The organism is Rhodococcus sp. OK302, from assembly GCF_002245895.1.
Lineage (GTDB): Bacteria > Actinomycetota > Actinomycetes > Mycobacteriales > Mycobacteriaceae > Rhodococcus_F.
This window is the reverse complement of record NZ_NPJZ01000001.1, coordinates 5336707-5360576: the sequence shown is the minus strand read 5'-3', so window position 1 is coordinate 5360576 and position 23870 is coordinate 5336707. Positions and strand designations below refer to the sequence as shown.

The window sequence follows — 23870 nt, the reverse complement described above, 5'->3', positions numbered from 1 at the left end:
GTCGTTACTGCCAACTATTCGATTTCTCCCGCTAGCATCGGTGCGATGAATGCAGTCGGACTGAACGAAGAAGCAGTTTCCGGGTGGATCGCCGAACTGGGGGTTGGCGCCACCACACCACTGACTTTCGAGAGGATCGGCAACGGTCAATCCAACCTCACGTACTCGGTGACGGATGCGGGCGGCGGGCGCTGGGTACTGCGCAGGCCCCCATTGGGGACATTGCTTGCGTCAGCTCATGACGTGGTGCGGGAACACCGAATCCTGTCCTCACTTCAGGGAACTCCGGTTCCGGTGCCCAAGATCATCGGCATCACCGAAGACCCGGCGATCACGGACGCGCCGCTGGTGCTGATGAGCTACGTCGACGGGCTGGTGATCGACGGAGTGTCGGTTGCGCAGAAGTTGACGGTGGAAGAGCGTCGGAAAGTCGGATTGGCACTCCCGAAGGCGCTGGCCACCATCCACGCCGTCGACCTCGAGGAAACGGCACTCCAAGATCTCGCGAGCACCAAACCTTTTGCGCAGCGGCAACTCAAGAGGTGGTCGGCGCAGTGGGACAAGTCGAAAACGCGGGAAGTTCCCGACGTCGAGCGGCTTGCGGAAATCTTGAATCGAAACATTCCCGAGCAAACCGAAGTGACCCTGGTCCACGGCGATTTTCACCTCAACAACATCATCGTCGATCCGGCCGAAGGTCGAGTACTCGCGGTGGTCGACTGGGAACTCTGCACGCTGGGAGACCCGCTCGCGGATCTCGGTGCGCTACTGGCATATTGGCCCGAAGCCGGCGACAAGGTGGCCGGCCCGTTCATGGCGTCGACGCTCGAAGGTTTCCCGAATCGCGACGAACTGGTCGAGGCCTACGTTGCCGCCACCGGCCGCGACGTCTCGGCAGTGGGCTACTGGCATGTGTTGGCGCTGTGGAGGCTGTCGATCATCGCTGAGGGAGTATTGCGTCGAATCCTCGACGACCCACGCAACAAGGCCGAACACGGTGGCCCGACGGTCACCTTGATCGACGGAATTGTCGCTCGGGCAGTGGCGACCGCAGAAAAGCTGGGATTGAATTAAACGAGCGAACCGGCCGCGGCAGCGATCGCGGCCGGTATAGCGACCGGCGTGCGGGTAACAGCGTCGACGTACACGTGGACAAAGCGGCCCGTAGCTGCAGCTTCCCAGATCCCGTGTGCGTTCTCGTGGAAGATCGCGAGTGAGTAGACGATGCTCTTGGTGCCAAGTTTTTCGACCCTGATACCGACTTGGAGTTGTTCGGGGAACGTGAGTTCGCTCAGGTACCGGCAGGACGTTTCGGCCACAACACCAATGGCCGGAAGGTTACGAATGTCGGTACCGGTTGCCGACATGAGCCACGCGTTCACGGCCGTGTCGAAGTACGAGTAGTAGGTGACGTTGTTGACGTGCCCGTAGTGGTCGTTGTCATCCCAACGGGTGGGGACGGGCCAGCGAACCGGGAACTGCTCGATCGAGATAGAGGAATCTGTTGCGGTCACGACTTCGACCTTAACGAGGCGCTGCTACCGATCAACACGGACCTGACGATCAATCCGACGAGCAATGCCCAGAAGGCCGATCCGACTCCTGCGACGACGACACCCGACGCGGCAATAAGGAACGTGACGACGGCACCTTCGCGTTCGGCCGGATCGTTGAGCGCCGCGGTCAGAGAAGCCGCCAGCGTCGCCAAGAGTGCCAGTCCGGCAACAGTTTCCACCACTCCTGCCGGGGCCGCGACAACCAGCGCGGCAACGGCGGCAGAACCTACGGCAAGTACGAGATAGGCCCAACCGGCCGTAGCGGCTGCTATCCATCGGCGCTTCGGATCGGGATGCGCGGTGGGCGCCGCCGCCAGTGCAGCGCTGATTGCGGCGAGGTTGATCGCGTGACCACCGGCTGAGGCGCCGAGAACAGTGCCGATGCCGGTCACGATCATCGACGGCCGCCACGGCACGGCATATCCGAACGAATTCATCACCGCCACACCGGGAATGTTCTGCGAGGCCATGGTCACGATGTACAACGGCAAGGCAATTCCGATCATCGCCTGCCACGTCCACGACGGTGCCGTGAGGTCGATGCGAGGAATCATGGCTGAGACGTCGAGGGTGTTCTCGGATGTCACCAGACTGATACAGATGACGACGGCAGCGGTCAGAAATGCGAGCGGAACTGCCCACCGCTTGGAGAAGCGTTGCGCCGCAAGCCAGACCAGAATCACCGGAGCCACCACCAGTGGTGCGTCTCGTACAGCGCCGATCGGGGCCAGGCACAAGGGCAGGAGAACCCCGGCCAGCATCGCCTGAGCCAGGGGAGTCGGAATAGCCGAGATGAGCTTGCCCAGCGCGGGCCACAGTCCGGTCAGAACTATCGCAACTCCGACCACGATGAAGGCGCCCACTGCGGCGGGCCATCCACCGTGCACCGCGCCGGCACCGGCGAGCAATGCTGCGCCTGGTGTCGACCACGCCAGGGTGATCGGAATTTTGTACCGTCGGGACAACCAAAGCATGCCCAGGGCTTGGGTGACACAGAGGGCGAGGAGTCCCGATGCTGCTTGAGCGGCGTCAGCACCTACGGCTGTGAGACCGGTGAGGACTACCGCGAACGAGCTGGTGAACCCCACCAGTGCAGTCACGATTCCGGCGCTGATGGGCTGCGCGTTGCCGCGGACCATGTCCGGCTCAGTGGTCTGGGGGGAGTCTGACATGGTCAGTAATTCTGCCTGACGGATCTACCGATCCGGACGGATGGGCGCCGTGACGGCTTTGCCGTAGATGAGATGGGTTTGTGCGTGCCACACCTCGGGGTGAGCAGCAAGATGGTCGATCAGCACTCGCTGCAGGTGTGCGCTGTCGCGAACCGCGACATGGAGGAAGAAGTCCTCGGGCCCCGAGACATTGAACAGTGCAAGAGTTTCCGGCAATGCGAGGGCGTCGGCGGTGAAGCGGTCCACCAGGTCGCGTCGGTGCGGACGCAGTTGCACAGCAATGATCGCCTGCATCGACCGACCAACGGCCGACGGATCGACGACGGCATGGATCCCACTGATCGTCCCGTTTGCTCGCAGACGTCGCACACGTTCGTGACATGACGACGTCGCCAGCCCGACTCGGTCGGCCAGTACCTTGTTGGTGATCGACGCATCCTTCTGTAATTCGGCCAGAATCTTCCAGTCCACCGAATCCAAATCTTCATTCTTCGACATCTGCCGAATTCTATCCGGAACGGTTTTGAACTTCCCGGATCCAGTTGCACACTCCTGTCATGAATGCAGGTGTCGGACCTGCTCGAACGTGAGGTATTTCGGATGAGTATCGGTCAGTGGCTAGCTTTCGGCTCACTGCTTTCCATCGTCTTGTTCACACCCGGCCCGGATTTTGTCCTGATTCTGCGGCATTCCCTGGCGGATCGGCGGACGGGTGCCGTCGTGGCAGCCGGTGTGACTGCTGGACTTGTTGTGCACACCGCCGCCGCGTCGCTCGGACTGTCGGCCCTCGTCGCGACTCGCCCACAACTGCTCTCGGCGCTCACCTACGCGGGTGCGGCTTACCTGACCTGGCTGGGTATCTCCGCAATTCGCAGTGCATTCAAAACACGAAGTGGTGGAGACACCCTGACAGCCGTTTCGGAACCGATCCCAGCGGCGCGGGCATTCCGCTACGGGTTCCTCTCCAACCTCCTCAATCCCAAGGCATTGCTGTTCTTCCTCGGTCTGCTTCCGCAGTTTGTCGAACCTGGTAGCGGCGCAGCCTTGCGCACCCTGACGTTGGCCGGCGCCACCGTAATTGCCGCAGCACTGTGGTGGGCAGTCGTTGTTGTTCTGGCGGCGGGCGCCGGACGGAAGTTGAGGCGGCCGGGCGTCGGCAAGCGCATCGACGTGGTGAGCGGCGTCCTGCTGGTTGGTCTCGGCGCGTTCTTCGGTGTTGCCTGATTCGAGTCATGCCAGTATTGGTCCCATGACTCTTCCCGTGCTGATCGACGCTCCCGAACTGGCATCGCTCATCGATGCCGGCACCCCACCGATTCTGCTCGATGTTCGTTGGGCGCTGGGTGATCCGAACGGTGAGGAGCATTTTCGTGAGGCCCACATCCCGGGCGCAGTGTTCGTGAATCTCGAAACCGAACTGGCCGCTCCGCCGTCGAAGGAATCGGGCAGGCATCCACTGCCGTCGATCGAGAACCTGCAGGAAGCGGCACGTAGATGGGGAATCGACGACGGCGCCCCGGTCGTTCTCTACGACGCTGTGGGAAACATGTCAGCAGCGCGGGGTTGGTGGCTACTACGCTGGGCTGGACTCGCAGATGTTCGTCTGCTCGACGGAGGATTGCCGAACTGGGAATCAGCAGGTTTGCCGACGTCTGTGGGAACCGGGGAGGCAGTCCTACCGGGAACCGTCACGCTTCGAGGCGGTCAGATGCCCACGATCGACATCGACGAAGCTGCTCGGTGGAACGGTGTGCTTCTCGATGCGCGAGCCGGGGAGCGCTACCGCGGTGAGGTGGAACCGATTGATCCTGTCGCCGGCCATATTCCGGGTGCGGTGAGCGCACCGACCGCAGCCAATCTTGATGCAAACGGCCAATTTTCGGAGGCGAAGATTTTGCGTGAGCGTTTTGCAGCGCTGGGGGATACGGATCGAATTGCGGTGTACTGCGGGTCGGGAGTGACCGCGGCACATCAGATTGCAGCTCTCGCCATTGCCGGCTACGACGCCACGCTGTTTCCGGGATCTTGGTCGCAGTGGTCAAATGACAGTGCACGACCCGTCGAAACTGGAGCGTAAGTTCAGGTTTCGTTGCGGGTGATCAACTGCGGAACCACGAACCAAAACGTCGTGAACATGACTGCGGCACAGGTGGCGAGGATGATTGCAGTAATTCCGCCCACGGCAATCTCGGTGATCAGCAGCACCGTGCCCGTCATGGATGCGGCCAGAAAACCTATGCCGCACAGAGTGAATCGGTTTGCAATGGTGAGGATCCGCTCGCGATGCCCACCGCGAAACAGGACCCGATGCCACACCGCGGGCGCCATCAGCAATCCGAAGGATATCGCGACCAGGATGACTGTCACGAGGTGAATGGTCCTGATGTACGACGGTCCGTCGGCGTACCGTTCGGTGAATGCCACGGCGAGAAGAAATGCGAACAGGATCTGGACGCCAGAGAGAGCGACTCGCAATTCCTGCAGCAACTCGTTGAAGTTTCGTGCGAGTTGCACGGGAGCGCTCTCTCCGGTGTCCGTCATAGATCCGAGTTTGTCACGCGCGCGAGTATTCGGAGGCGCGTTGGATCTGGTCGGCTGTGGGGCGCACGCCGGTGTAGAGAACAAACTGCTCGGCGGCCTGGAGGGCAATCACGGAACCGCCGGTGATCACCGTCTTGCCGAGTTCGGTGGCCAGTGCGACCAGCGGAGTGTTCACGGGCATCGCAACCACATCGAATACGACCTCGGCGCTGCGAACCGCGACATCCGGGAAGGACAGGGAATCGGATTCGGCGCCGCCCGCCATGCCAATCGGGGTGGCATTGATCAGAACTCGGAAATCCCGCGTCGCTCCGCTCGCCCCGCCGGGACTCATTTCACCGAGATCTGATTTCCAGGTGAATCCGTACTGATCAGCAAGAGTCGAACCAGCGGCCTTGTTACGCGCCACTACTGTGACGTCGGTGAAACCGGTATCGCGAACTGCTGCGACAACTGCCTTCGCCATGCCTCCACTGCCGGCCACCGCAACCGACAGTGAAGTGTCTACATTGTTCTCGCGCAAAAGATTTGCCACCGCTTGGTAGTCGGTGTTGTAGGCATGCAAGACGCCCGCTTCATTGACGATGGTGTTGACCGAGTCGATTGCCGACGCCGAATCGTGCATGACATCGACGTGCGCGATGACCTGTTCCTTGAACGGCATGGACACTCCGCAACCGCGGATGCCGAGTGCGCGGATCCCGGCGATTGCCGCCGGAATGTCATCGGTGGTGAACGCCTTGTAGACGAAGTTGAGACCCAGTTCCTCGTACAGGTAGTTGTGGAATCTGGTGCCGATGTTGCTCGGTCGCCCGGAGAGCGACATGCACAGCAGTGTGTCCTTGTTGAGGTCGACAGTCATGGCCTCAACTCTAATCGACCCATCCTGGCGAGCAGCGGCTCCGAATACCGGGTAAGCAGTGGTATTGGAACCCGAGAAGAACCGAGACGCCCATGGTCACACAGAGCATCGATGAACAACCGGTTGCGGAACCACGTCGCAGATTAGTTGCCCACGCAGTGTCCGGCGTGGTGGCCGTGGCAGTCGTGCTGGGCGTCGGCGAGCTGGTGGCACTGCCGATCAACCCCGACTCATCGCCCTTCTATGCGGTGGGTGCGACCACCGTCGACCGCACGCCCGCGTGGGCCCGTGAATTCGCGATCCACACCTTCGGAACCAACGACAAGCCGGCCTTGTTCATCGGAATGTCGATCCTGATCGTGTTGCTCGGCGCGGTTGCCGGTCTGTTGGAACGTCGACGACGCCCCATCGGCAGTGTCATTCTCGGAGTCCTCGGGTTGGTGGGGGTGTACGCCGCGTTGCAGCGGCCCATCGCCGACGCGATGTACGTGATCCCGACGATCGTGGGCGTCGCCGCCGGAATTGCAACGCTTCGATTGTTGATCGGGCAACTCGAAGTGGAGTTGGCGGCTGGTATCGACGAGTCCTGGCTGCCACGACGCCAATTCCTGATGCTGGCCGGGGTGGCATTGGCCGTCGCTGCGGCAGCGGGAGCGGCCGGCAAGTTCGTGGGCAAACGGATCGCGGGAGCTGTGGCGAACCGGGAAGATTTTGTGGTTCCCACAGTCAAGGACGTGGCTGCTCCGATTCCCGCCGGAGCGAATATCGGCGTCGCCGGGGCGTCGACGTACATCACTCCCAACGAAGATTTTTATCGAATCGACACGGCACTCCTGGTTCCGCAGCTCACGACGGACTCGTGGGAATTGCGTATCCACGGCATGGTCGACCGTGAAATGACTCTGTCCTTTGCCGATCTGGTCGCCCGAACCCCGATCGAGCGCGTAGTCACATTGACCTGCGTCTCCAACGAAGTGGGCGGCGTCTTGGCGGGCAACGCCACGTGGATCGGCTATCCGATGAAGGACCTCCTCGAAGAAGTCGGAGTGCACCCGGATGCGGACATGCTGCTCTCGACCAGCGTCGACGGATTCACCGTCGGCACTCCTGTAGAAGTGTTGATCGACGGGCGCGACGCGATGCTTGCCGTCGCGATGAACGGGGAACCGCTGCCCTTCGAGCACGGATATCCCGTCCGCCAGGTTGTTCCGGGACTGTACGGCTTTGTGTCCGCGACAAAATGGGTCACCGAGTGGGAGTTGACGCGATTCGATCAGGTCGACGCCTATTGGACGCAGCGCGGGTGGGGCGCGCAGGCTCCGATCAAGACGGCGTCGCGAATCGAAGTACCGGCAGCGCTGTCGCCGGTGAATTCCGGTCAAGTGCTGGTGGCAGGAACTGCGTGGGCTCAGCATCGCGGTATCGAGAAGGTGGAGGTGCGCGTCGACAACGGGGAGTGGCAACCAGCGACATTGGCGCAGGAGTACTCGATCGATACGTGGCGTCAGTGGTCGTGGATGTGGGACGCGGCGCCGGGATTGCACACGCTGCAAGTCCGGGCGACCGACCTCGACGGCAATGTTCAGGTGGAGGAGAGGACTCCGCCGATTCCCGGCGGCGCAACGGGTTGGCACACACGGTCGTTCACGGTGAAGTAGGTCAGCAGTTGGCGGCGAGGTCGGTCAGTGTCTGATGATCTGCTCGGCTGATGGGCAACCCGTACGACACTGCGACCGTCAGGTACTTGCCGGCGTAAAAGCAGTGGTAGGCAGGATTTGGCGGTAGCCATTCACTGGGGGTGCTGTCACCTTTTGCCTGATTATCGGGACCGTTGACGGCCAGCAGATTCAACTGGGTGTCGTTGGCAAATCTTTTGCGGAGGGGGAGCGGCCAGCTGTGTGCCCCGAAGTCCCACGCTGCCGCAAGAGGGTAGACGTGGTCGATCTGGACCGACCTGGCTTGCTGCCGATCAAACGAAGTGGCCTCGCCTGAATACGGATCGGTCATGGTGCCGGACAACACCACACAGTTGTGGGTATCAGGTTTGTAGATCACACTCGAAAGGTCTTGGGCCAGAACATTGTTGCGGGTATCGCAACCGTCGTGACCGCCCGGCGCATCTTGATCGTCGGACCAGGACTGCCCGAACACGCACGCCTCTCCACTGCCGCACCCGCGTTGGTATCCGCCGGGGTGCGGACGCGTGTCGACGACGGAAACGTGAGTGAGCAGTTGTTCGAGATCAGAGCGAATGGGGCTGCCCGGTGCGGAATTGCTATCGCCGATCCATCCGCACGAAGTTGTGATGCACAGGAGTATCAGTGCGAGCGTTGCAGTCGAACCTCGTGTGCGCACAGATCTGATTCAACCACCGGCGTCCGACAACGCTGATTGTGAAGGATTTCGTTCGCTAGGCGAGCGAAATCCTTCACAATCAGGTGGTGATCCACCTGTCGGTGGCACCTGATTGGATGGTCGGATGCTGCATGGACTCTGGTCACCGGGATCGGGGCTCAAACTCTGGGTAGACGGACACGATGGTTCCGGGGTCGATGATCCCCGTGACCCGGTCAGTGCTGTGCTGCACCGAAAGTTTCGGCATCGGGTGAGTGTTGCCATGCCGCCGGTTCCGGGCGGGCCATTGCAGAGTGAGTATGCCGCGGTCGCGTTAGCGCCGCCGGACGCAGTTGACCTGCTGCTTCGTTTCAAGCCGGGCGACAGCAGAATTGCCGGGGATCTGCACTATCTGATTCACGTCGTTCGCGGTATCGACCGGTGGGTGCGCGCCGGCCGCGTTGTCCCGGAGTTGAGCCGGGCCGAGGGCAGTTGGTGGCCACGCTGGCGGTTGCTGATCGGTGAACGCCAACGCGCGTGGCTGGGTGAGTTGGTTGTCGCGATGCCTCCCGTGCAGCGGGCGGTGACTTCGCCTCGATCCATCCTCGACGACATCACCCGGGAACTCACGGATGCCGTCGTGCGTCGGGCAATCGACGGTTCCGGTGAAACCGTCACCACAGAACTGTGGACCGCGTTGCTGCAAGGCGATGCGTTCGACAGTGCGCCGCCGAGAGTTGCTCAGGGATTGACGGAGTGGAGCGAAACCCTCACGGCGGACGAGCCCGAGTTGGTTCTGCGCCTCATCGAGCCAGAGCTCAGTGACGACATCGATCTCGACACCGAAGCGCTCTGGCGATTGCAGGTATGTCTACGTCCGGAAGGTGAAGCACCCGAACGTATTCGGTTGCACCGGACCGATGCCGCCAGATTGCAATTGGGCAGCCGAAAGCTCGAAGAAGCTGTCGCGGCTTATCCGCGGTTTCGCGATGTGCCTCGCGACGATGACAGTTTGGACTTACTGCTGCCGACGCCGGTCGTGATGGATCTGGTCGGTCACGGCGCTATTGCCTTGCAGGAGAAAGGGATCACGCTGCTGCTTCCGCGGGCGTGGAGTGTGGTGTCGCCGTCATTGCGGGTTCGGGTCACCTCGGCGGCGTCGCCGATCGTCGCGGAGAATCGCACGGTCGGGCTGGATCAGTTGGTGGAATACGACTGGGAGTTGGCGCTCGGAGACAAGGTGCTCACGCCTGACGAAATGAGCCGGCTGGTTGATGCCAAGTCTGATCTGGTGCGTTTGCGAGGCGAGTGGGTGCAAGCCGACAAAGAGGTACTCGCGCGTGCTGCTCGTTTTGTCAGCAGCCGGCATTCGAGTGGGGATCGGGCGATTGTCGAGTTGCTCAAGGACCTCATCGCGGACGATCTGAAAGACCTTCCCGTCGAGGAAGTAACGGCCACGGGGTGGGCGTCGGCGTTGCTGGATCATTCGGTGAAGCCGACAGAAGTTCCCGTTCCGGCCACAGTCAATGCGGTCCTGCGTCCGTACCAGCGCCGGGGACTCGACTGGCTGGTCTACATGAGTGCTCTCGGTTTGGGCGCGGTGTTGGCAGACGATATGGGCTTGGGTAAGACGCTGCAGCTTCTTGCATTGCTTGCACACGAGAAGTCAACAACACCAACGCTATTGGTTTGCCCGATGTCCGTGGTTGGCAACTGGCAACGCGAAGCGGCGCGCTTTGTTCCGAGCCTACGTGTGTACGTTCATCACGGCAGCGACCGGGCAACCGGGACGTTGCTGGAGGATGCTGTCAAGAAGAGCGATCTGGTCATCACGACGTACGCACTGATGACGCGCGACGTCGCCGCGCTCAAGGAGCTTCAATGGCGTCGTGTGGTCCTTGATGAGGCGCAGCACATCAAGAACGCCAAGACTTCTCAAGCGAGGGCCGCTCGAAGCATCCCGGCAGCGCACCGAGTGGCACTGACGGGAACACCGGTGGAAAACCGATTGGACGAACTCCGATCCATCCTCGATTTTGCCAACCGCGGGGTTCTGGGTTCGGAACAGATGTTCCGCAAACGATTTGTCGTGCCCATCGAACGGGAGAAGGACGAACTCGCAGTGTCACGGCTACGGGCCGTCACCTCGCCGTTTGTGCTTCGCCGTGTGAAAACCGATCCGAGCGTCATCACCGATCTTCCCGAGAAGTTCGAGATGACCGTCCGCGCAAACCTCAGTGAAGAGCAGGCTGCGCTGTATCGCGCTGTCGTCGACGAGATGATGGCTCAGATCAAGGGCACGGAGGGTATGAAGCGTAAGGGGGCGGTGCTTTCGGCTCTGACCAAACTCAAGCAGGTCTGTAATCATCCGGCGCACTTCCTGCGTGACGGATCTGCGGTGATGCGACGCGGTCAACATCGTTCGGGCAAACTCGGATTGATCGAAGACATCGTCGAGTCGGTGACGGCTGACAACGAGAAAGTGTTGCTGTTCACGCAGTTTCGGGAGTTCGGGGAGTTGGTTGTGCCGTACCTGGCGGAACGTTTCAGTACGGAAGTCCCGTTCCTGCACGGCGGGGTGTCCAAAGCCGGCCGTGACAACATGGTCGAGGCATTCCAGAGCGGCGGGGGACCGCCGATCATGGTGCTCTCCCTCAAAGCCGGGGGCACGGGCCTCAATCTGACCGCGGCCAACCACGTCGTACATATGGATCGATGGTGGAACCCAGCGGTGGAGAATCAAGCCACCGACCGGGTGTTCCGTATCGGCCAGAATAAAAATGTTCAGGTCCGCAAGATGGTGTGTGTCGGAACGTTGGAAGAGCGAATCGATTCGATGATCGCCAGCAAGAGTGAACTGGCCGAATTGGCGGTTGGTACCGGGGAGAACTGGGTGACGGAGATGAGCGTCGAACAACTCGGTGAACTGCTGCGACTCGGTGACGACGCGGTGGGCGAATGAGTCCACGACCGAAGGGACCCGATTTCAGCGAGTACACCGGGCCGCGCAAGCGGGCAGCGCCCATAAAAGCTCGTCCGGCGTTCGGTCGAACATTCTGGGGCAAGGCGTTTGTCAGAGTTGTCGAGGAGATCGGCGACAAACCCCGTGTGTCCCGGGGGCGTACTTACGCACGTTCCGGTCAAGTGCTGGCGCTCGACATCAAGCCGGGAATTGCCACGGCGGAAGTGCAGGGCAGTCAACTCCAGCCATTTGTGTCAACACTTCGGATCGATACCCTCGATCAGTCCGATATCGACGACATCATCACCAAGATCCGCCGCGTCCCGGGCTCGCTGGCAGCGCTGGTGTCCGGGGCAATTCCGGACATGCTGGCAGCACAACTCGTACCGGAGGGGCCGAGCGCCTTCCGATTCGACTGCACGTGCCCGGATGACGGATGGCCGTGCAAACATGCTGCCGCCGTTGCCTATCTGACTGCGGAGCGGATCGACACCGATCCGATGCAACTTCTGGTCCTACGTGGGGTCGATCTCGACGATCTGATCGGGGAGTGGAAAACGAGAGCACCATAGCCGTCGATATCGAAAGTTGGTTCGGTGACGCATCTGCGTTGCCGACGCTTCCGAGGGGCGAATTTCGGGCTGCGATAGACGATTTGGATCCCAACCGGCTGCGAGCCTCCATTGCAGCGCTCGGATTGGATCTGGCTCAGCAGAACCTTGCGATTGCTGAACTGCGGGCAATCTACCGCTATTTGGATGATTGAGGACGGTAGATTGCCCGTTTTGGGATAGTTGCTAGGGATGCTGCGGCAAGTCACGTATTGTTATTGGACCGGACCGGTTGGGACCGGCCTGGTTGGTGCGAACAGGGATCGTGTCCCGTGACGAAATTCGAAGTCGGAGGAGCAGCCGCCGTGATGCCCGTTCATCTGCGTGACAGCGCAATACCCAAGCACGAGCAGTTACGGGCAATCTTGTTGCACAAGTGCACTCGGGAGTTGCAACCTGGTGATTTGATGACCAGCGAACGAAACTTGATGCAGGACTACGGCGTCAGTCGCATCACCGTCCGCGAGGCGATTGGCCAGTTGGTCAACGACGGACATCTGGTCCGGGTTCGTGGCAAGGGCACATTTGTCGCCCACCGGGCGGTGCAATCGACACTGCATTTGGCGTCGTTCACCGAGGAAATGCGCGCGCAAGGTCATGTGCCGACCACCGTCGTGTTGGTCAGCGAAGAAGCCGTTTTACCGGACGCCACCGCGAGAGCGTTGGGGATGGCGCCGGAATCTCTTGCCTACCACGTGAAAAGGCTGCGTCTGGCCGACGGCGAGCCGGTCAGCGTCGACGACGGTTGGTTCAATCCGGTGCTGCTGCCGGGGTTGCTGGAACTGGACCTGACGGCCTCGATCTATCGCGCAACTGCTGAGCGCTTCGAGATGCCGATCGATCGCGCCGAGCAGACGGTCAGTGCGGACGGTGCCAGCACCGAGATCGCGACGTTGTTGGGAACCAAGAAGGGTGCGCCGGTGCTGTACTTCGACCGGGTGTCTTTCAGCGGGACCGCGCCGGTCGAGCACACCCGCAGTTGGTACCGTTCGGATCGGTACAAGCTGCACATGGAAGTGCAGGGAGCGCCGCGAGCGCAACTGCGGACAGATCAATAGCCTTACGGTTTCAAAGAAAAGTGGGCACACCCCGAAGAAGAAAGGGTGTGCCCACTTTTTGCTTGACTTCTACTTCGACCAGTCGAAAAGTGTTGCACCGACTGTGATGTCGGACCCGAGTGCCTCGGAGGTGACGGTGTCGGGCTTGGAGTCCATGACCACGACCGGGCACACCGCGGAGTATCCGGTGCTGTCGATGAATGCGGGATCGAAGCTCACGACTGCGTCGCCGGCGGCAACCTGATCGCCTTCGGCGGCGATAAGGGTGAACCCTTCACCGTCGAGTTTGACCGTGTCGATTCCGATGTGGACGAGTACGCCGGTTCCCTGTGCACCCAGGATGACAAATGCGTGCGGGTGCAGTTTGAGGATCTTGCCGGCGATGGGGGCGACGACGGTCAGGGGTCCTTGATCGCGAGCCGGTTCGATAGCTACGCCCGCGCCGACCATCTGCTGCGCGAATACGGGGTCGGGAACGTCGGCTAGTGCCAGGACGCGTCCGGGCAGGGGAGCGAGGACGGAGACGCTCACAGAATGTCCTCGATGTCCTCGGCGAGGGTATCCGCCTCGGGGCCGACGATGACCTGCACGACAGTGCCGGCCTTGAGTACACCGTGAGCGCCGGCGGCCTTGAGGGCTGCCTCGTCGACCTTGCTGCCGTCCTTGACCTCGGTGCGCAGTCGTGTGATGCACGCTTCGATTTCGACGATGTTCTCGGCGCCGCCGAGGCCCTTGACGATTGCTTCTGCCTTGGACATTGATTCTCCTGGTTTGTGCGGGTCGGTTGGCTGGTGAGTGCTTTTCCAGTTGCCTAGGTCACATTCTCCTGTTGACATCTTGCGTTCACCTGGTCAAACTAGCAACTGGTTATGACCGGACAGTACCCCTTGCGGATACTGGTTCACAATACTTTCCGCCCCATCGGTTCACCCCGCGCCACCCCTGACGACAAGAGAAGGTCTTTATGACTGCCGACGACAGCCCCAAGAAGGAATCGACGTTGTTTGCCGGGGTTCAACGCCTCGGCCGCAGCCTGATGTTGCCCATTGCGGTGCTGCCCGCGGCCGGACTTCTGCTTCGAGCTGGTCAGGACGATCTGCTCGGGCGTTTCAGTGCGCTGGAAAGCACGGCGGGTGTCATCTCGGCTGCCGGACAGTCGATCTTCACCTGGCTGCCGCTGATCTTCGCAGTCGGTATCGCCATCGGGTGGGCCAAGAAGTCGGACGGTTCCACAGCCTTGGCTGCAGTCGTCGGATACATGGTCATCAACGGCGTCTTCGAGGCCATGTCGCCCATCGTTCTCGAGGGCAAGACCGACCCCAACGGTGACCCGTCGATGATCAATTACGGGGTGCTGGCCGGCATCGTGATGGGCCTGCTGTCCGCGATCCTGTGGCAGAAGTTCTATCGAACCAAGCTTCCCGACTACCTCGGATTCTTCAACGGCCGACGCTTGGTTCCCATCCTCACCGCTCTCACGGGTCTTGTTGTCGGTGTACTGATGGCATTCATCTACCCGCTCTTCAATTCCGGTCTGACCTGGGTGGGCGAGACCGTGGCCGCGAATACCGTGATCGGCGGCGGCATCTACGGCACCGCGAACCGGTTGCTGATTCCGACCGGCCTGCACCACATCCTCAACTCTGCAGTGTGGTTCCTGATCGGCGACTACCAGGACGCGTCGGGACAGCTTGTTCGCGGCGATCTCAACCGCTTCTTTGCCGGTGACCCCAGTGCCGGCACCTTCATGACGGGCTTCTTCCCGATCATGATGTTCGCGCTTCCCGCAGCAGCTTTCGCGATCTGGCGTAACGCCAAGCCTTCTCAGAAGAAGCTGATCGGCGGCATCATGCTCTCCACCGGTCTGACCGCGTTCCTCACCGGTATCACCGAGCCGCTCGAGTTCTCGTTCATGTTCGTCGCCTGGCCGCTGTATGTCATCCACTCGATCTTGACGGGTACGTCGATGGCGTTGGTCAATGCCCTCGGAATCCATGACGGCTTCACGTTCTCCGCCGGCTTCATCGACTACGTCCTCAACTTCGGCAAGGCCACCAATGCATGGATGCTGATCCCGATCGGCCTGATCTACGCACTGATCTACTACTTCCTCTTCAGCTTCGTCATCAAGAAGTGGAACCTGCGCACCCCCGGCCGCGAAGAAGAGCTCGACGGCGAAGACAACACTCCCGGCGAGGCAGTTATCGAAGCAGAAGTTGCCGTCGCAGCTGTGGCCGACACCCGCGTCGACGCACCTTCGGTCGCGGAACAAGAACACAAAATCGTCAAGGAACTGGAAGGCCGCTGACATCATGGCAACCGTAACCGCCATCATCGGATCAACCGTGGGCCTGCACGCCCGCCCCGCTGCCAAGTTCACTCGGGCAGCAGCCACCGCCCCCGTCGACGTCACCATTGCACTCGGTGACGGCGAGCCGGTCGACGCCGCCAGCATGCTGTCGGTCATGACGCTCGGTGTCCAGTTCGGGGCCGAGGTGACGTTGCGGGCAGAAGGCGAAGGCGCAGAAGATGCCCTTCGTAGCCTGGCCGAACTGCTCGCGACCGACCTCGACGAGGCCTGATGTCCACCGATATCCACGGTCTCGGTGTGAGTTCCGGTGTGGTCTGCGCGCCGTGGATCGGTTTCGGCACCGTCATCGAGACGTCGGCGGGCGACCCGGTGACCGGTACACCGGCCGACGAACTGGTGCGGGTCCGTAGCGCATTGGACACCGTGGCGAGTGATCTCGAGAGCCGCGCCGACGGCGTCGACGGCGTTGCCGCGGAGATCCTGGTGACGTCCGCCGCGCTGGCCCGCGATCCCGGAATCGTGAAGGAAACGTCCAAGAATCTCGAGGCCGGTCTACCGACTGCGTACTCGGTGACCGTGGCTTTCGAAGGGTTCTGCGACAAGCTCGCAGCCTTGGGGGGTTACATGGCCGAGCGAGTTACGGATCTGCGCGATCTGGGTCGACGGACTGTCGCAGTACTGCTCGATCAGCCTTTGCCGGGCATTCCGGCACCGGGTCATCCGTACATTCTGGTGGCCCGGGATCTGGCTCCCGCGGACACTGCGACGCTCGCGGGCAGTGACGTGATCGGGCTGCTCACCTTGGAAGGCGGGCCGACCAGTCACACCGCAATCTTGGCGAAGTCGCTGGGTATCGCGGCAGTGGTGAGCTGCCCCGAAGCACTCGCTCTGCCCGACGGCGTGCTGCTGATTCTCGACGGCAGTACCGGTGAAGTTGTGGTCGATCCGACTGCCGAGCAGCAGGAACGGGCGGCGCTCGAGATTGCTGCGGCCGCAGCGCGAACGGCGTCGGGCAGCGGACCGGGTCGCACGCTCGACGGCACGGGCGTGGGTTTGCTCGCCAACATCGGAACGCTTGACGACGCATCCCGAGCGGGTGTCGTCGACTGCGAGGGCGTCGGACTGTTCCGCACCGAGTTCTCCTTCCTCGGCCGCACCGAGGAGCCTTCGTTGGCCGAGCAGACGGAGATGTACACGGCTGTCCTGCAGCACTTTTCCGGACGCAAGGTAGTAGTGCGGACCCTCGATTCGGGTTCGGACAAGCCGTTGCCGTTCCTGGATCTGGCGGAGGAAGCCAACCCGGCGTTGGGAATTCGTGGGCTGCGCATCGCCGACGTGTACCCGCAGACGCTGATCACACAATTGGACGCGCTGGCTGCCGCCGGCCTCGCCACGGGTGCAGACCTGTGGGTGATGGCGCCGATGGTGTCGACGGCCGACGAGGCGATCGGTTTTGCCGAACTGGCACGCTCCCGCGGCATCACCACGGTGGGCGCGATGATCGAGGTGCCGGCTGCAGCATTGCGGGCCAAGGACATTTTCGAGCATCTCGACTTTGTCAGTATCGGTACCAACGATTTGAGTCAGTACACGTGTGCGGTTGATCGTATGGCCGGCGGTCTGGCACATCTGCTGGACCCGTGGCAGCCTGCAGTTCTCGACTTGATCGCTCTGGTGGGTGCCGCCGGCGCTGCGGCCGGAAAGCCCGTCGGAGTGTGCGGCGAGGCGGCGTCGGATCCGTTGTTGGCTCCGGTTCTGGTGGGCCTCGGTGTCACCAGTCTGTCGATGTCGACACCCGCGTTGGGTGAGGTGCGCGCCCGGTTGGCCGCCGTCGACATGGACGGGTGCCGGGCAATGGCCGCCGCCGCGCGGGCTGCGCGTAACCCGGTCGGTGGACGGGCTGCTGTGCTGGAGATTCGGGAGTCGCTGTGAGCAGCGCAGTTGTCCTGCGGGGCAACGTCATCGGCTCGGAATCCGGATCGATTGCCGACGGAGTCGTTGTTGCCGAAGGTGCGTTGATCACCTGGGTCGGACCGGCCGCGGACTACCCCGGCGCCCTGCCGGTAGCCACGGATCAGTTGATCCTGCCCGGACTGATCGATGTCCACAGTCACGGGGCCGCTGGAGCAGGGTTTCCCAACGCCGACTCCGGTGGTGCCTCGCGGGCCGCAGCGCATCACCGTGAGCACGGTACGACGGGACTGCTCGGCAGCCTCGTCTCCGCGCAACCTGCGGATTTGCTGCGGCAAGCGAAGATTCTGGCCGAACTGGTTGAAGACGGCCAACTTCTGGGTATTCACCTGGAAGGCCCGTTCATCAACTGCGCCCGCTGCGGTGCACAAGATCCGGCATCCATCGTGCCCGGTAACCCGGACCTGTTGGAGGAGATTTGTGATGCCGCCCGCGGCACGGTCCGTTCGATGACGCTGGCACCGGAAACGGCGCACTTCACCGAACTTCTGACGATCATGCGCCGGCGTGGCATCGTGCCGAGTCTGGGCCACACCGACTGCGATGCGTCGACCATGAGGGGTCGCATCGCGACGGCGTCGACCGGACCGTTGGCCGGACCACTCAGTGCCACACACCTGTTCAACGGGATGCCGCCGATGCATCACCGGGCACCCGGCCCGGTGGCTGCCTGCCTGGCCGGGGCAGCCCGCGGTGAAATGGTGGTGGAGTTGATTGCCGACGGCGTACACCTGGCACCGGAGACCGTCTCGATGGTGTTCGACACCGTTGGTGCGGATCAGATTGCGTTGGTGAGTGATTCGATGGCCGCCGCCGGAATGAGTGACGGCGACTACCGACTCGGACCGCTGGCTGTCCGCGTGGAGGGTGGCGTCGCCAGGCTTGCCACCGCCGACGGGTCCGAAGGGGCGATCGCCGGCGGGACAGCACGATTGCTGGATGTGGTGCGTAGCACCGTATTCGAGGCAAACGTGCCCCTTGCCGACGCGGTCACCGCCGCTACCCGTACGCCGGCGAGGCTTCTCGGCCTGGACGCTGAACGCGGCACTCTCGCCGTGGGCTCGAGGGCCGACATTCTTGTGACAGATCGCAGCTTGCATAACCCGCACGTGCTGCTCGGCGGCAGCAGTGTCGCCCGAAAGGAATAGATATGGAAATCGTTATTCGCCCCACCGCCGCCGAGGTTCACACCACGGTGGCAGACATTGTCGAGGGCTACGTCCGCGGCGGCCACGTCACGCTGGGCCTGGCCACGGGATCGTCGCCGCTCGGCAGTTACCAGGAACTGGCGCGTCGGCACCGCGAAGAGGGTCTCGATTTCTCGGGCGCCCGAGCCTTCTTGCTCGACGAGTACGTCGGTATTCCGAAAGACCATGAGCAGTCTTATTTTTCGGTGATCCGCTCCGAATTCGTGGATCACGTTAATTTGGATCCGGCATTGGTGTCGAGCCCCAACGGTGAAGCGTCGAGCATCGACGCCGAAGCTCGACGCTACGACGCCGTCATCGCCGCAGCTGGTGGCGTCGACGTGCAGTTGCTCGGTATCGGTACGGACGGTCACATCGGGTTCAACGAGCCGGGATCCTCGCTGACCTCGCGTACACGAGTGAAGACGTTGACCGAGCAGACGCGTATCGACAATGCGCGCTTCTTCGACAGCGTCGACGACGTCCCCCATCACGTACTGACGCAGGGGTTGGGCACCATCAGCGAGGCCCGCCACCTGGTGATGATCGCACTCGGCGAGGGCAAGGCCGACGCGATTGCCGCGGCAGTAGAAGGCCCTCTCGCAGCATTCTGCCCGGCGTCGGTCATGCAGTTGCACCGCCACGTCACCGTCGTGATCGACGAAGCGGCAGCCACGAGTTTGAAGCTCGCCGATTACTACCGTTACGCAGTCGAGCACAAGCCCGCTTCGCAGCGATTCTGATGGCGGTACTGGAACTGGCGGTGCAGGACGCAGCGGGTGCGCGTATCGCTGCGGCCGTCGGTGCTTCGCGCGTGGAATTGTGTTCCGCCCTCGGAGCCACTGGCGGGCTGACTCCCAGTATTGCGATGATCGAGGCCGTCGTGGCGACCGGCATCGCAGTTCATCCGCTCATTCGCAGTCGACCCGGCGGATTTGTCTACAGCAGTGAAGAATTGGATGTTATGGCCCGCGACGCCGCTGCTGCGGTTGCGGCCGGCGCCTCCGGTGTGGTGGTGGGCGCGCTCACCGAAGATGGCCGCATCGATACGGTTGCGCTGCAACACCTTTTGCGCGCCGTCGACCCGACTGCTGTGCAGGTGACCTTCCATCGTGCCATGGATGTGGTGGCGGACAGGTTGGCTGCACTCGACGTCCTCGCTGAACTGGGAGTGCGCCGAGTGCTCACGTCCGGCGGCGCCCCGCGGTGCATCGACGGACTCGACGAGTTGGCCGAGATGACTGCATACGCTCATGGCCGCGTTGAGATCATGGCCGGCGGGGGAGTGCGTGTACCGGACATCGCGAAGATCGCGGCCACGGGAGTCGACGCGATCCATTTGTCGGCGCGCAAGGTGATCGACGGTTCCGGTGGACCCGGTGGCGGCAGCGATGGATATGAAGTAACCGACCAGGATATTGCTGCTGCGGCGGCATCTGCTGTGCGCCTTTCTTAACCCCCAAGGTTAAGAAGGGCGCACGACTGTAGACATACATGGACATCCAACTATAGGATGGTAGACATAACTAGCGCTGCCTCCTCGGCGGTCCACAACGAGCAAGGAACGGGTTAGCACAATGGTTGAAAAAGTGGCGGTTCAAGAGTTGACGCACTTCGTCGGTGGCAAGCGCGTTCCCGGCACTTCCGAGCGATTTGCCGACGTATTCGATCCCAACACCGGTCAGGTGCAGGCGCGAGTGCCGCTCGCAAGCAAGGCTGAGACCGAAGCGATCATCGCGAATGCCGAAGAAGCGCAGAAGGTCTGGGCGGCTTTCAATCCGCAGAAGCGTGCCCGCGTCCTGATGAAGTTCCTCCAGCTCGCGCAGGACGAGATGGAGTCGCTCGCGCAGCTGCTCTCGTCCGAGCATGGCAAGACCGTCGCCGACGCCAAGGGCGACATCCAGCGTGGCCTCGAGGTTATCGAATTTGCTGTCGGCGCTCCGCACCTGCTCAAGGGCGAATTCACTGAGAGCGCCGGGGCCGGCATCGACGTGTACTCCATGCGTCAGCCGCTCGGCGTGGTCGCTGGAATCACGCCATTCAACTTCCCCGCGATGATCCCGCTGTGGAAGGCCGGCCCGGCTCTCGCCGCCGGTAACTCCTTCATTCTCAAGCCGTCCGAGCGTGACCCCTCGGTGCCGCTGCGTCTGGCCGAACTGTTCCTCGAAGCCGGACTGCCTGCCGGTGTGTTCAACGTGGTCAACGGTGACAAGGAAGTTGTCGACGTCCTGCTGACCGACGAGCGCGTCAAGGCAATCGGCTTTGTGGGTTCCACGCCCATCGCGCAGTACATCTACGAGACGGCCGCAGCTCACGGCAAGCGCGCTCAGTGCTTCGGCGGCGCCAAGAACCACGCGGTTGTCATGCCCGACGCCGACCTCGACGAGGTTGCCGACGCACTCATCGGCGCCGGTTACGGCAGTGCCGGTGAGCGTTGCATGGCTATCTCGGTGGCCGTTCCCGTCGGCGAAGAGACCGCAGACGCTCTGGTTGCCAAGCTGAAGGAACGCGTCGCCAAGCTCAAGATCGGTCGCAGTGACGATGCGGCGGTGGATTTTGGACCCCTCGTCAGTGCGGACGCTCTGGATCGCGTCAACAACTACGTGCAGATCGGAATCGACGAGGGTGCAACAGCAGTCGTCGACGGCCGCGGCTTCACGCTCGAAGGGCACGAAGACGGCTTCTTCGCCGGCGCCACCCTCTTCGACAATGTCACCCCCGAGATGCGGATCTACACCGAGGAAATCTTCGGGCCTGTCCTGATGGTCGTGCGTGCAGCGGATTACGAAGAGGCACTGCGCCTTCCGTCCGAGCATGAATACGGCAACGGGGTCTCCATCTTCACCCGTGACGGTGATACCGCTCGTGACTTCACGGCTCGCGTCAATGTCGGAATGGTCGGCGTCAACGTGCCGATCCCGGTCCCGATCGCGTACCACACCTTCGGTGGCTGGAAGCGCTCCGGATTCGGTGACCTCAACCAGCACGGTCCCGATTCTTTCCGCTTCTACACCAAGACCAAGACCGTGACGCAGCGTTGGCCTTCCGGCAAGAAGGAAGAGACCAACCACTTCGTCATCCCCACGATGAACTGATCGGAACAACTTTCCATGTTTACTCTGACCGATGACGAGCGGGCGATTCGCGACACCGCCCGCGACTTCGCGGCCGAGCATCTGGCGCCCAACGCAGTGGAGTGGGACCAGACCAAGCATTTCCCGGTGGACGTTCTCCGCAAGGCGGCGTCCCTGGGGATGGGCGGCATCTATATCCGTGAGGATGTAGGTGGCAGTGACCTGACCCGCGTCGATGCTGCCCGGATCTTCGAGGAGCTCGCGAAGGGTGATCCGTCGATCGCCGCGTATATCTCCATTCACAACATGGTGACGTGGATGATCGACCAGTTCGGCAACGACGAACAGCGACACAAGTGGGTTCCGGGTCTGTGCTCGATGGACCAGCTGGGCAGCTACTGCCTCACCGAACCCGGTGCCGGATCCGACGCAGCGGGTTTGAGTACCAAGGCCGTTCGCGACGGAGACGACTACATCCTCAACGGAGTGAAGCAGTTCATTTCCGGCGCAGGCACTTCCGACGTGTATGTCGTCATGGCTCGCACCGGAGCTGCTGGTGCCAAGGGGATCTCGGCGTTTATCGTGCCGAAGGATTCGCCGGGTCTGTCGTTCGGTGCCAACGAGATCAAGATGGGTTGGAACGCGCAGCCCACTCGTCAGGTCATCATGGAGGACGTGCGAGTCCCCGCGGCAAACCTGCTCGGCGAAGAGGGCAGTGGGTTCCGAATCGCCATGAAGGGCCTCAACGGCGGTCGCCTGAACATCGCGGCCTGCTCGGTGGGCGGCGCGCAGGCAGCGCTCGAGAAAGCTGTCGGATACCTGACCGACCGCAAGGCTTTCGGCGCGCAATTGATCGAATCGCAGGCGCTGCAGTTCCAGCTTGCCGATATGCGTACCGAACTCGAGGCTGCCCGCACTCTGCTGTGGCGTGCTGCCGAGGCACTCGAAACAGACGCACCCGATGTTGTCGAACTATGCGCGATGGCCAAGCGCTTTGCCACCGACACCGGTTTCGACGTAGCCAACCGCGCGCTCCAGCTGCACGGTGGGTACGGCTATCTTGCTGAGTACGGGATCGAGAAGATCGTGCGAGATCTTCGGGTTCATCAGATCCTCGAAGGAAGCAACGAGATCATGCGGGTGGTCATCGCCCGGAGCGTGGTCGGAGCGCAAGGAAAGCAGGGAGCAGCATGAGCGAAGTACTCATCGAAAAGCGTGACGGACTGGGGCGCATTACGCTCAACCGTCCCAAGGCTATCAACGCGCTCAACCACAACATGGTGACGCAGATGGCCCAGGCGCTCGAGGAATGGAAGAGCGACGACGACGTCAAAGCTGTTGTCCTTACCGGCGCCGGCGAGCGCGGCCTCTGTGCCGGCGGCGACATTGTCTCGATCTATCACGACGCCAAAGACGGCAAGACCGGTTCACTCGACTTCTGGCGCGACGAGTACATCCTCAATGCCGATATCGCGAACTACCCCAAGCCGTACATCGCGATCATGGACGGCATAGTCATGGGCGGCGGCGTCGGAGTGTCCGCACACGGTGACATCCGTATCGTCACCGAACGCTCGATGATCGGAATGCCCGAGACCGGAATCGGATTCATCCCCGACGTCGGCGGCACGTACCTACTTTCACGTGCTCCCGGTGAGCTGGGAACCCACATTGCGCTCACCACGGCGCGTCTGAGTGCCGGCGACGCCATCGCGTGTGGGTTCGCAGATCATTTCATTCCGTCGGAGAACGTCGAGACGTTTATCGAGGCTCTTGCTTCGTCGACGGTGGAACAGGCCGTCGCTCAGTTTGCCGAGCCCGCACCGGTATCCGAGCTTCTTGCCCAGCAGAGCTGGATCGACGCAGCGTACTCGGCGGACAACGTCGAGACGATTGTCGAACGGCTGCGAGCCAGTGGCATCCCCGAAGCCGAGAAGGCTGCCGAGGCAATTCTGGGTAAGTCTCCGATCGCACTGTCCGTGACATTGCGTTCACTGCGTCATGCCAAGGACGCCGGCAGTCTCGAGGAGGTTCTGAACGAAGAATTCCGGGTATCCACCGCAGCACTGCGTTCACACGATCTGGTCGAGGGAATCCGAGCGCAAGTTGTCGAGAAGGACCGAAACCCGCAGTGGTCACCGGCCACTCTCTCCGACGTCACCGAAGAAGCAGTGGACGCATACTTTGCGCCGCTCGGCGAGCGCGAGCTCGGCCTTACATCTCACTGACCA

Annotated in this window: 25 protein-coding genes; 17 read left to right on the top strand and 8 right to left on the bottom strand. The window is 62.0% G+C overall.

Translation table 11 applies throughout. From position 1 onward, the window contains the following. Positions 1-45 precede the first annotated feature (45 nt). The gene (locus tag BDB13_RS24555; protein WP_094275173.1) at positions 46-1074 is read left to right on the top strand and encodes a phosphotransferase family protein; all 1029 of its coding nucleotides are present in this window, start codon (positions 46-48) and stop codon (positions 1072-1074) included. Here the strand turns inward: BDB13_RS24555 and BDB13_RS24550 are convergent. The 3 genes from BDB13_RS24550 to BDB13_RS24540 are packed head-to-tail and all read right to left on the bottom strand — an operon-like array spanning position 1071 to position 3226. Then, entirely contained in the window at positions 1071-1514 is a 444-nt protein-coding gene (locus tag BDB13_RS24550; protein ID WP_094274098.1) for an acyl-CoA thioesterase, read from the bottom strand. The two genes, BDB13_RS24555 and BDB13_RS24550, sit on opposite strands and share 4 nt — an antisense overlap. Further along, entirely contained in the window at positions 1511-2728 is a 1218-nt protein-coding gene (locus tag BDB13_RS24545; protein WP_094274097.1) for a benzoate/H(+) symporter BenE family transporter, read from the bottom strand. Before BDB13_RS24545 ends, BDB13_RS24550 begins: the two co-directional genes overlap by 4 nt. 24 nt (positions 2729-2752) lie before the next feature. Next, positions 2753-3226 carry an Lrp/AsnC family transcriptional regulator gene (locus BDB13_RS24540; RefSeq protein ID WP_094274096.1) on the bottom strand — a complete coding sequence of 158 codons (474 nt, stop codon included), beginning with the start codon at positions 3224-3226 and terminating at the stop codon, positions 2753-2755. Positions 3227-3289: 63 nt separating this feature from the next. On the opposite strand from BDB13_RS24540, the gene BDB13_RS24535 reads away from it, so the two are divergent. Both BDB13_RS24535 and BDB13_RS24530 read left to right on the top strand, forming a co-directional pair. Continuing rightward, positions 3290-3952, top strand: coding sequence for a LysE family translocator (locus tag BDB13_RS24535; protein WP_254922940.1), 663 nt, complete (start codon positions 3290-3292; stop codon positions 3950-3952). Positions 3953-3977: 25 nt separating this feature from the next. Continuing rightward, complete coding sequence (locus BDB13_RS24530; protein ID WP_094274095.1) at positions 3978-4805, top strand: sulfurtransferase; 828 nt, start codon at positions 3978-3980, stop codon at positions 4803-4805. A 2-nt stretch (positions 4806-4807) separates the two neighbouring features. On the opposite strand, the gene BDB13_RS24525 is transcribed toward BDB13_RS24530, so the two are convergent. Both BDB13_RS24525 and BDB13_RS24520 read right to left on the bottom strand, forming a co-directional pair. Continuing rightward, complete coding sequence (locus BDB13_RS24525) at positions 4808-5269, bottom strand: DUF6328 family protein (protein ID WP_094274094.1); 462 nt, start codon at positions 5267-5269, stop codon at positions 4808-4810. A 13-nt stretch (positions 5270-5282) separates the two neighbouring features. Beyond that, positions 5283-6131, bottom strand: a complete 849-nt coding sequence (locus tag BDB13_RS24520; protein WP_094274093.1) for a shikimate 5-dehydrogenase — start codon at positions 6129-6131, stop codon at positions 5283-5285. Positions 6132-6223: 92 nt separating this feature from the next. Here BDB13_RS24520 and BDB13_RS24515 point away from each other — a divergent pair, with 92 nt between their 5' ends. Further along, entirely contained in the window at positions 6224-7789 is a 1566-nt protein-coding gene (locus BDB13_RS24515) for a molybdopterin-dependent oxidoreductase (protein WP_094274092.1), read from the top strand. A 1-nt stretch (position 7790) separates the two neighbouring features. On the opposite strand, the gene BDB13_RS24510 is transcribed toward BDB13_RS24515, so the two are convergent. After that, a complete protein-coding gene (locus tag BDB13_RS24510) occupies positions 7791-8486 on the bottom strand; it encodes an HNH endonuclease family protein (protein WP_094274091.1) in 696 nt (231 codons plus the stop codon). A gap of 124 nt (positions 8487-8610) precedes the next feature. On the opposite strand from BDB13_RS24510, the gene BDB13_RS24505 reads away from it, so the two are divergent. The 4 genes from BDB13_RS24505 (at position 8611) to BDB13_RS24495 (ending at position 13096) form a co-directional block, all read left to right on the top strand. Next, complete coding sequence (locus tag BDB13_RS24505; RefSeq protein ID WP_094274090.1) at positions 8611-11427, top strand: DEAD/DEAH box helicase; 2817 nt, start codon at positions 8611-8613, stop codon at positions 11425-11427. Further along, the gene (locus BDB13_RS24500; RefSeq protein ID WP_254922939.1) at positions 11424-11999 is read left to right on the top strand and encodes an SWIM zinc finger family protein; all 576 of its coding nucleotides are present in this window, start codon (positions 11424-11426) and stop codon (positions 11997-11999) included. The genes BDB13_RS24505 and BDB13_RS24500 overlap by 4 nt, the downstream gene beginning before the upstream one ends. Continuing rightward, positions 11978-12193 carry a hypothetical protein gene (locus tag BDB13_RS33120; RefSeq protein ID WP_254922938.1) on the top strand — a complete coding sequence of 72 codons (216 nt, stop codon included), beginning with the start codon at positions 11978-11980 and terminating at the stop codon, positions 12191-12193. Before BDB13_RS24500 ends, BDB13_RS33120 begins: the two co-directional genes overlap by 22 nt. 150 nt (positions 12194-12343) lie before the next feature. Continuing rightward, a complete protein-coding gene (locus BDB13_RS24495; RefSeq protein WP_094275171.1) occupies positions 12344-13096 on the top strand; it encodes a GntR family transcriptional regulator in 753 nt (250 codons plus the stop codon). A 69-nt stretch (positions 13097-13165) separates the two neighbouring features. Here the strand turns inward: BDB13_RS24495 and BDB13_RS24490 are convergent, their stop codons facing one another. Continuing rightward, positions 13166-13627, bottom strand: a complete 462-nt coding sequence (locus BDB13_RS24490; protein ID WP_094274089.1) for a PTS sugar transporter subunit IIA — start codon at positions 13625-13627, stop codon at positions 13166-13168. Next, positions 13624-13932 (bottom strand): glucose PTS transporter subunit EIIB, encoded by a 309-nt coding sequence (locus tag BDB13_RS24485; RefSeq protein WP_094274088.1) that lies wholly within the window; start codon positions 13930-13932, stop codon positions 13624-13626. Before BDB13_RS24485 ends, BDB13_RS24490 begins: the two co-directional genes overlap by 4 nt. Positions 13933-14060: 128 nt before the next feature. Here BDB13_RS24485 and BDB13_RS24480 point away from each other — a divergent pair, with 128 nt between their 5' ends. The 9 genes from BDB13_RS24480 (at position 14061) to BDB13_RS24440 (ending at position 23867) form a co-directional block, all read left to right on the top strand. Further along, positions 14061-15404 carry a PTS transporter subunit EIIC gene (locus BDB13_RS24480; RefSeq protein WP_094274087.1) on the top strand — a complete coding sequence of 448 codons (1344 nt, stop codon included), beginning with the start codon at positions 14061-14063 and terminating at the stop codon, positions 15402-15404. A gap of 4 nt (positions 15405-15408) precedes the next feature. Next, on the top strand, positions 15409-15678 hold the full coding sequence (locus tag BDB13_RS24475) for an HPr family phosphocarrier protein (RefSeq protein WP_094274086.1): 270 nt from the start codon (positions 15409-15411) through the stop codon (positions 15676-15678). Then, positions 15678-17339, top strand: a complete 1662-nt coding sequence (gene ptsP / locus BDB13_RS24470; protein ID WP_094274085.1) for a phosphoenolpyruvate--protein phosphotransferase — start codon at positions 15678-15680, stop codon at positions 17337-17339. Before BDB13_RS24475 ends, ptsP begins: the two co-directional genes overlap by 1 nt. Continuing rightward, positions 17336-18526 carry an N-acetylglucosamine-6-phosphate deacetylase gene (locus tag BDB13_RS24465; protein ID WP_094274084.1) on the top strand — a complete coding sequence of 397 codons (1191 nt, stop codon included), beginning with the start codon at positions 17336-17338 and terminating at the stop codon, positions 18524-18526. The genes ptsP and BDB13_RS24465 overlap by 4 nt, the downstream gene beginning before the upstream one ends. A gap of 2 nt (positions 18527-18528) precedes the next feature. Continuing rightward, positions 18529-19308, top strand: coding sequence for a glucosamine-6-phosphate deaminase (gene nagB, locus BDB13_RS24460; protein ID WP_094274083.1), 780 nt, complete (start codon positions 18529-18531; stop codon positions 19306-19308). Next, on the top strand, positions 19308-20021 hold the full coding sequence (locus BDB13_RS24455; protein ID WP_441347211.1) for a copper homeostasis protein CutC: 714 nt from the start codon (positions 19308-19310) through the stop codon (positions 20019-20021). Before nagB ends, BDB13_RS24455 begins: the two co-directional genes overlap by 1 nt. A 121-nt stretch (positions 20022-20142) precedes the next feature. After that, positions 20143-21660: a CoA-acylating methylmalonate-semialdehyde dehydrogenase gene (locus BDB13_RS24450; protein ID WP_094274081.1), complete on the top strand. Its 1518-nt coding sequence runs from the start codon at positions 20143-20145 to the stop codon at positions 21658-21660. Positions 21661-21675: 15 nt separating this feature from the next. Next, positions 21676-22833 (top strand): isobutyryl-CoA dehydrogenase, encoded by a 1158-nt coding sequence (locus tag BDB13_RS24445; RefSeq protein ID WP_094274080.1) that lies wholly within the window; start codon positions 21676-21678, stop codon positions 22831-22833. Beyond that, positions 22830-23867: an enoyl-CoA hydratase/isomerase family protein gene (locus BDB13_RS24440; protein ID WP_094274079.1), complete on the top strand. Its 1038-nt coding sequence runs from the start codon at positions 22830-22832 to the stop codon at positions 23865-23867. The genes BDB13_RS24445 and BDB13_RS24440 overlap by 4 nt, the downstream gene beginning before the upstream one ends. The last annotated feature ends 3 nt before the right edge of the window (positions 23868-23870 follow it).

Excerpts from the sequence above, each read along its gene's own strand:
- BDB13_RS24555 (WP_094275173.1), top strand. The coding sequence starts at position 46 with ATGAATGCAGTCGGACTGAACGAAGAAGCAGTTTCCGGGTGGATCGCC.
- BDB13_RS24545 (WP_094274097.1), bottom strand. The coding sequence starts at position 2,728 with ATGTCAGACTCCCCCCAGACCACTGAGCCGGACATGGTCCGCGGCAAC.
- BDB13_RS24540 (WP_094274096.1), bottom strand. The coding sequence starts at position 3,226 with ATGTCGAAGAATGAAGATTTGGATTCGGTGGACTGGAAGATTCTGGCC.
- BDB13_RS24535 (WP_254922940.1), top strand. The coding sequence starts at position 3,290 with ATGCAGGTGTCGGACCTGCTCGAACGTGAGGTATTTCGGATGAGTATC.
- BDB13_RS24530 (WP_094274095.1), top strand. The coding sequence starts at position 3,978 with ATGACTCTTCCCGTGCTGATCGACGCTCCCGAACTGGCATCGCTCATC.
- BDB13_RS24525 (WP_094274094.1), bottom strand. The coding sequence starts at position 5,269 with ATGACGGACACCGGAGAGAGCGCTCCCGTGCAACTCGCACGAAACTTC.
- BDB13_RS24520 (WP_094274093.1), bottom strand. The coding sequence starts at position 6,131 with ATGACTGTCGACCTCAACAAGGACACACTGCTGTGCATGTCGCTCTCC.
- BDB13_RS24515 (WP_094274092.1), top strand. The coding sequence starts at position 6,224 with ATGGTCACACAGAGCATCGATGAACAACCGGTTGCGGAACCACGTCGC.
- BDB13_RS24505 (WP_094274090.1), top strand. The coding sequence starts at position 8,611 with ATGCTGCATGGACTCTGGTCACCGGGATCGGGGCTCAAACTCTGGGTA.
- BDB13_RS24500 (WP_254922939.1), top strand. The coding sequence starts at position 11,424 with ATGAGTCCACGACCGAAGGGACCCGATTTCAGCGAGTACACCGGGCCG.
- BDB13_RS24485 (WP_094274088.1), bottom strand. The coding sequence starts at position 13,932 with ATGTCAACAGGAGAATGTGACCTAGGCAACTGGAAAAGCACTCACCAG.
- BDB13_RS24480 (WP_094274087.1), top strand. The coding sequence starts at position 14,061 with ATGACTGCCGACGACAGCCCCAAGAAGGAATCGACGTTGTTTGCCGGG.
- BDB13_RS24475 (WP_094274086.1), top strand. The coding sequence starts at position 15,409 with ATGGCAACCGTAACCGCCATCATCGGATCAACCGTGGGCCTGCACGCC.
- ptsP (WP_094274085.1), top strand. The coding sequence starts at position 15,678 with ATGTCCACCGATATCCACGGTCTCGGTGTGAGTTCCGGTGTGGTCTGC.
- nagB (WP_094274083.1), top strand. The coding sequence starts at position 18,529 with ATGGAAATCGTTATTCGCCCCACCGCCGCCGAGGTTCACACCACGGTG.
- BDB13_RS24455 (WP_441347211.1), top strand. The coding sequence starts at position 19,308 with ATGGCGGTACTGGAACTGGCGGTGCAGGACGCAGCGGGTGCGCGTATC.
- BDB13_RS24450 (WP_094274081.1), top strand. The coding sequence starts at position 20,143 with ATGGTTGAAAAAGTGGCGGTTCAAGAGTTGACGCACTTCGTCGGTGGC.
- BDB13_RS24445 (WP_094274080.1), top strand. The coding sequence starts at position 21,676 with ATGTTTACTCTGACCGATGACGAGCGGGCGATTCGCGACACCGCCCGC.
- BDB13_RS24440 (WP_094274079.1), top strand. The coding sequence starts at position 22,830 with ATGAGCGAAGTACTCATCGAAAAGCGTGACGGACTGGGGCGCATTACG.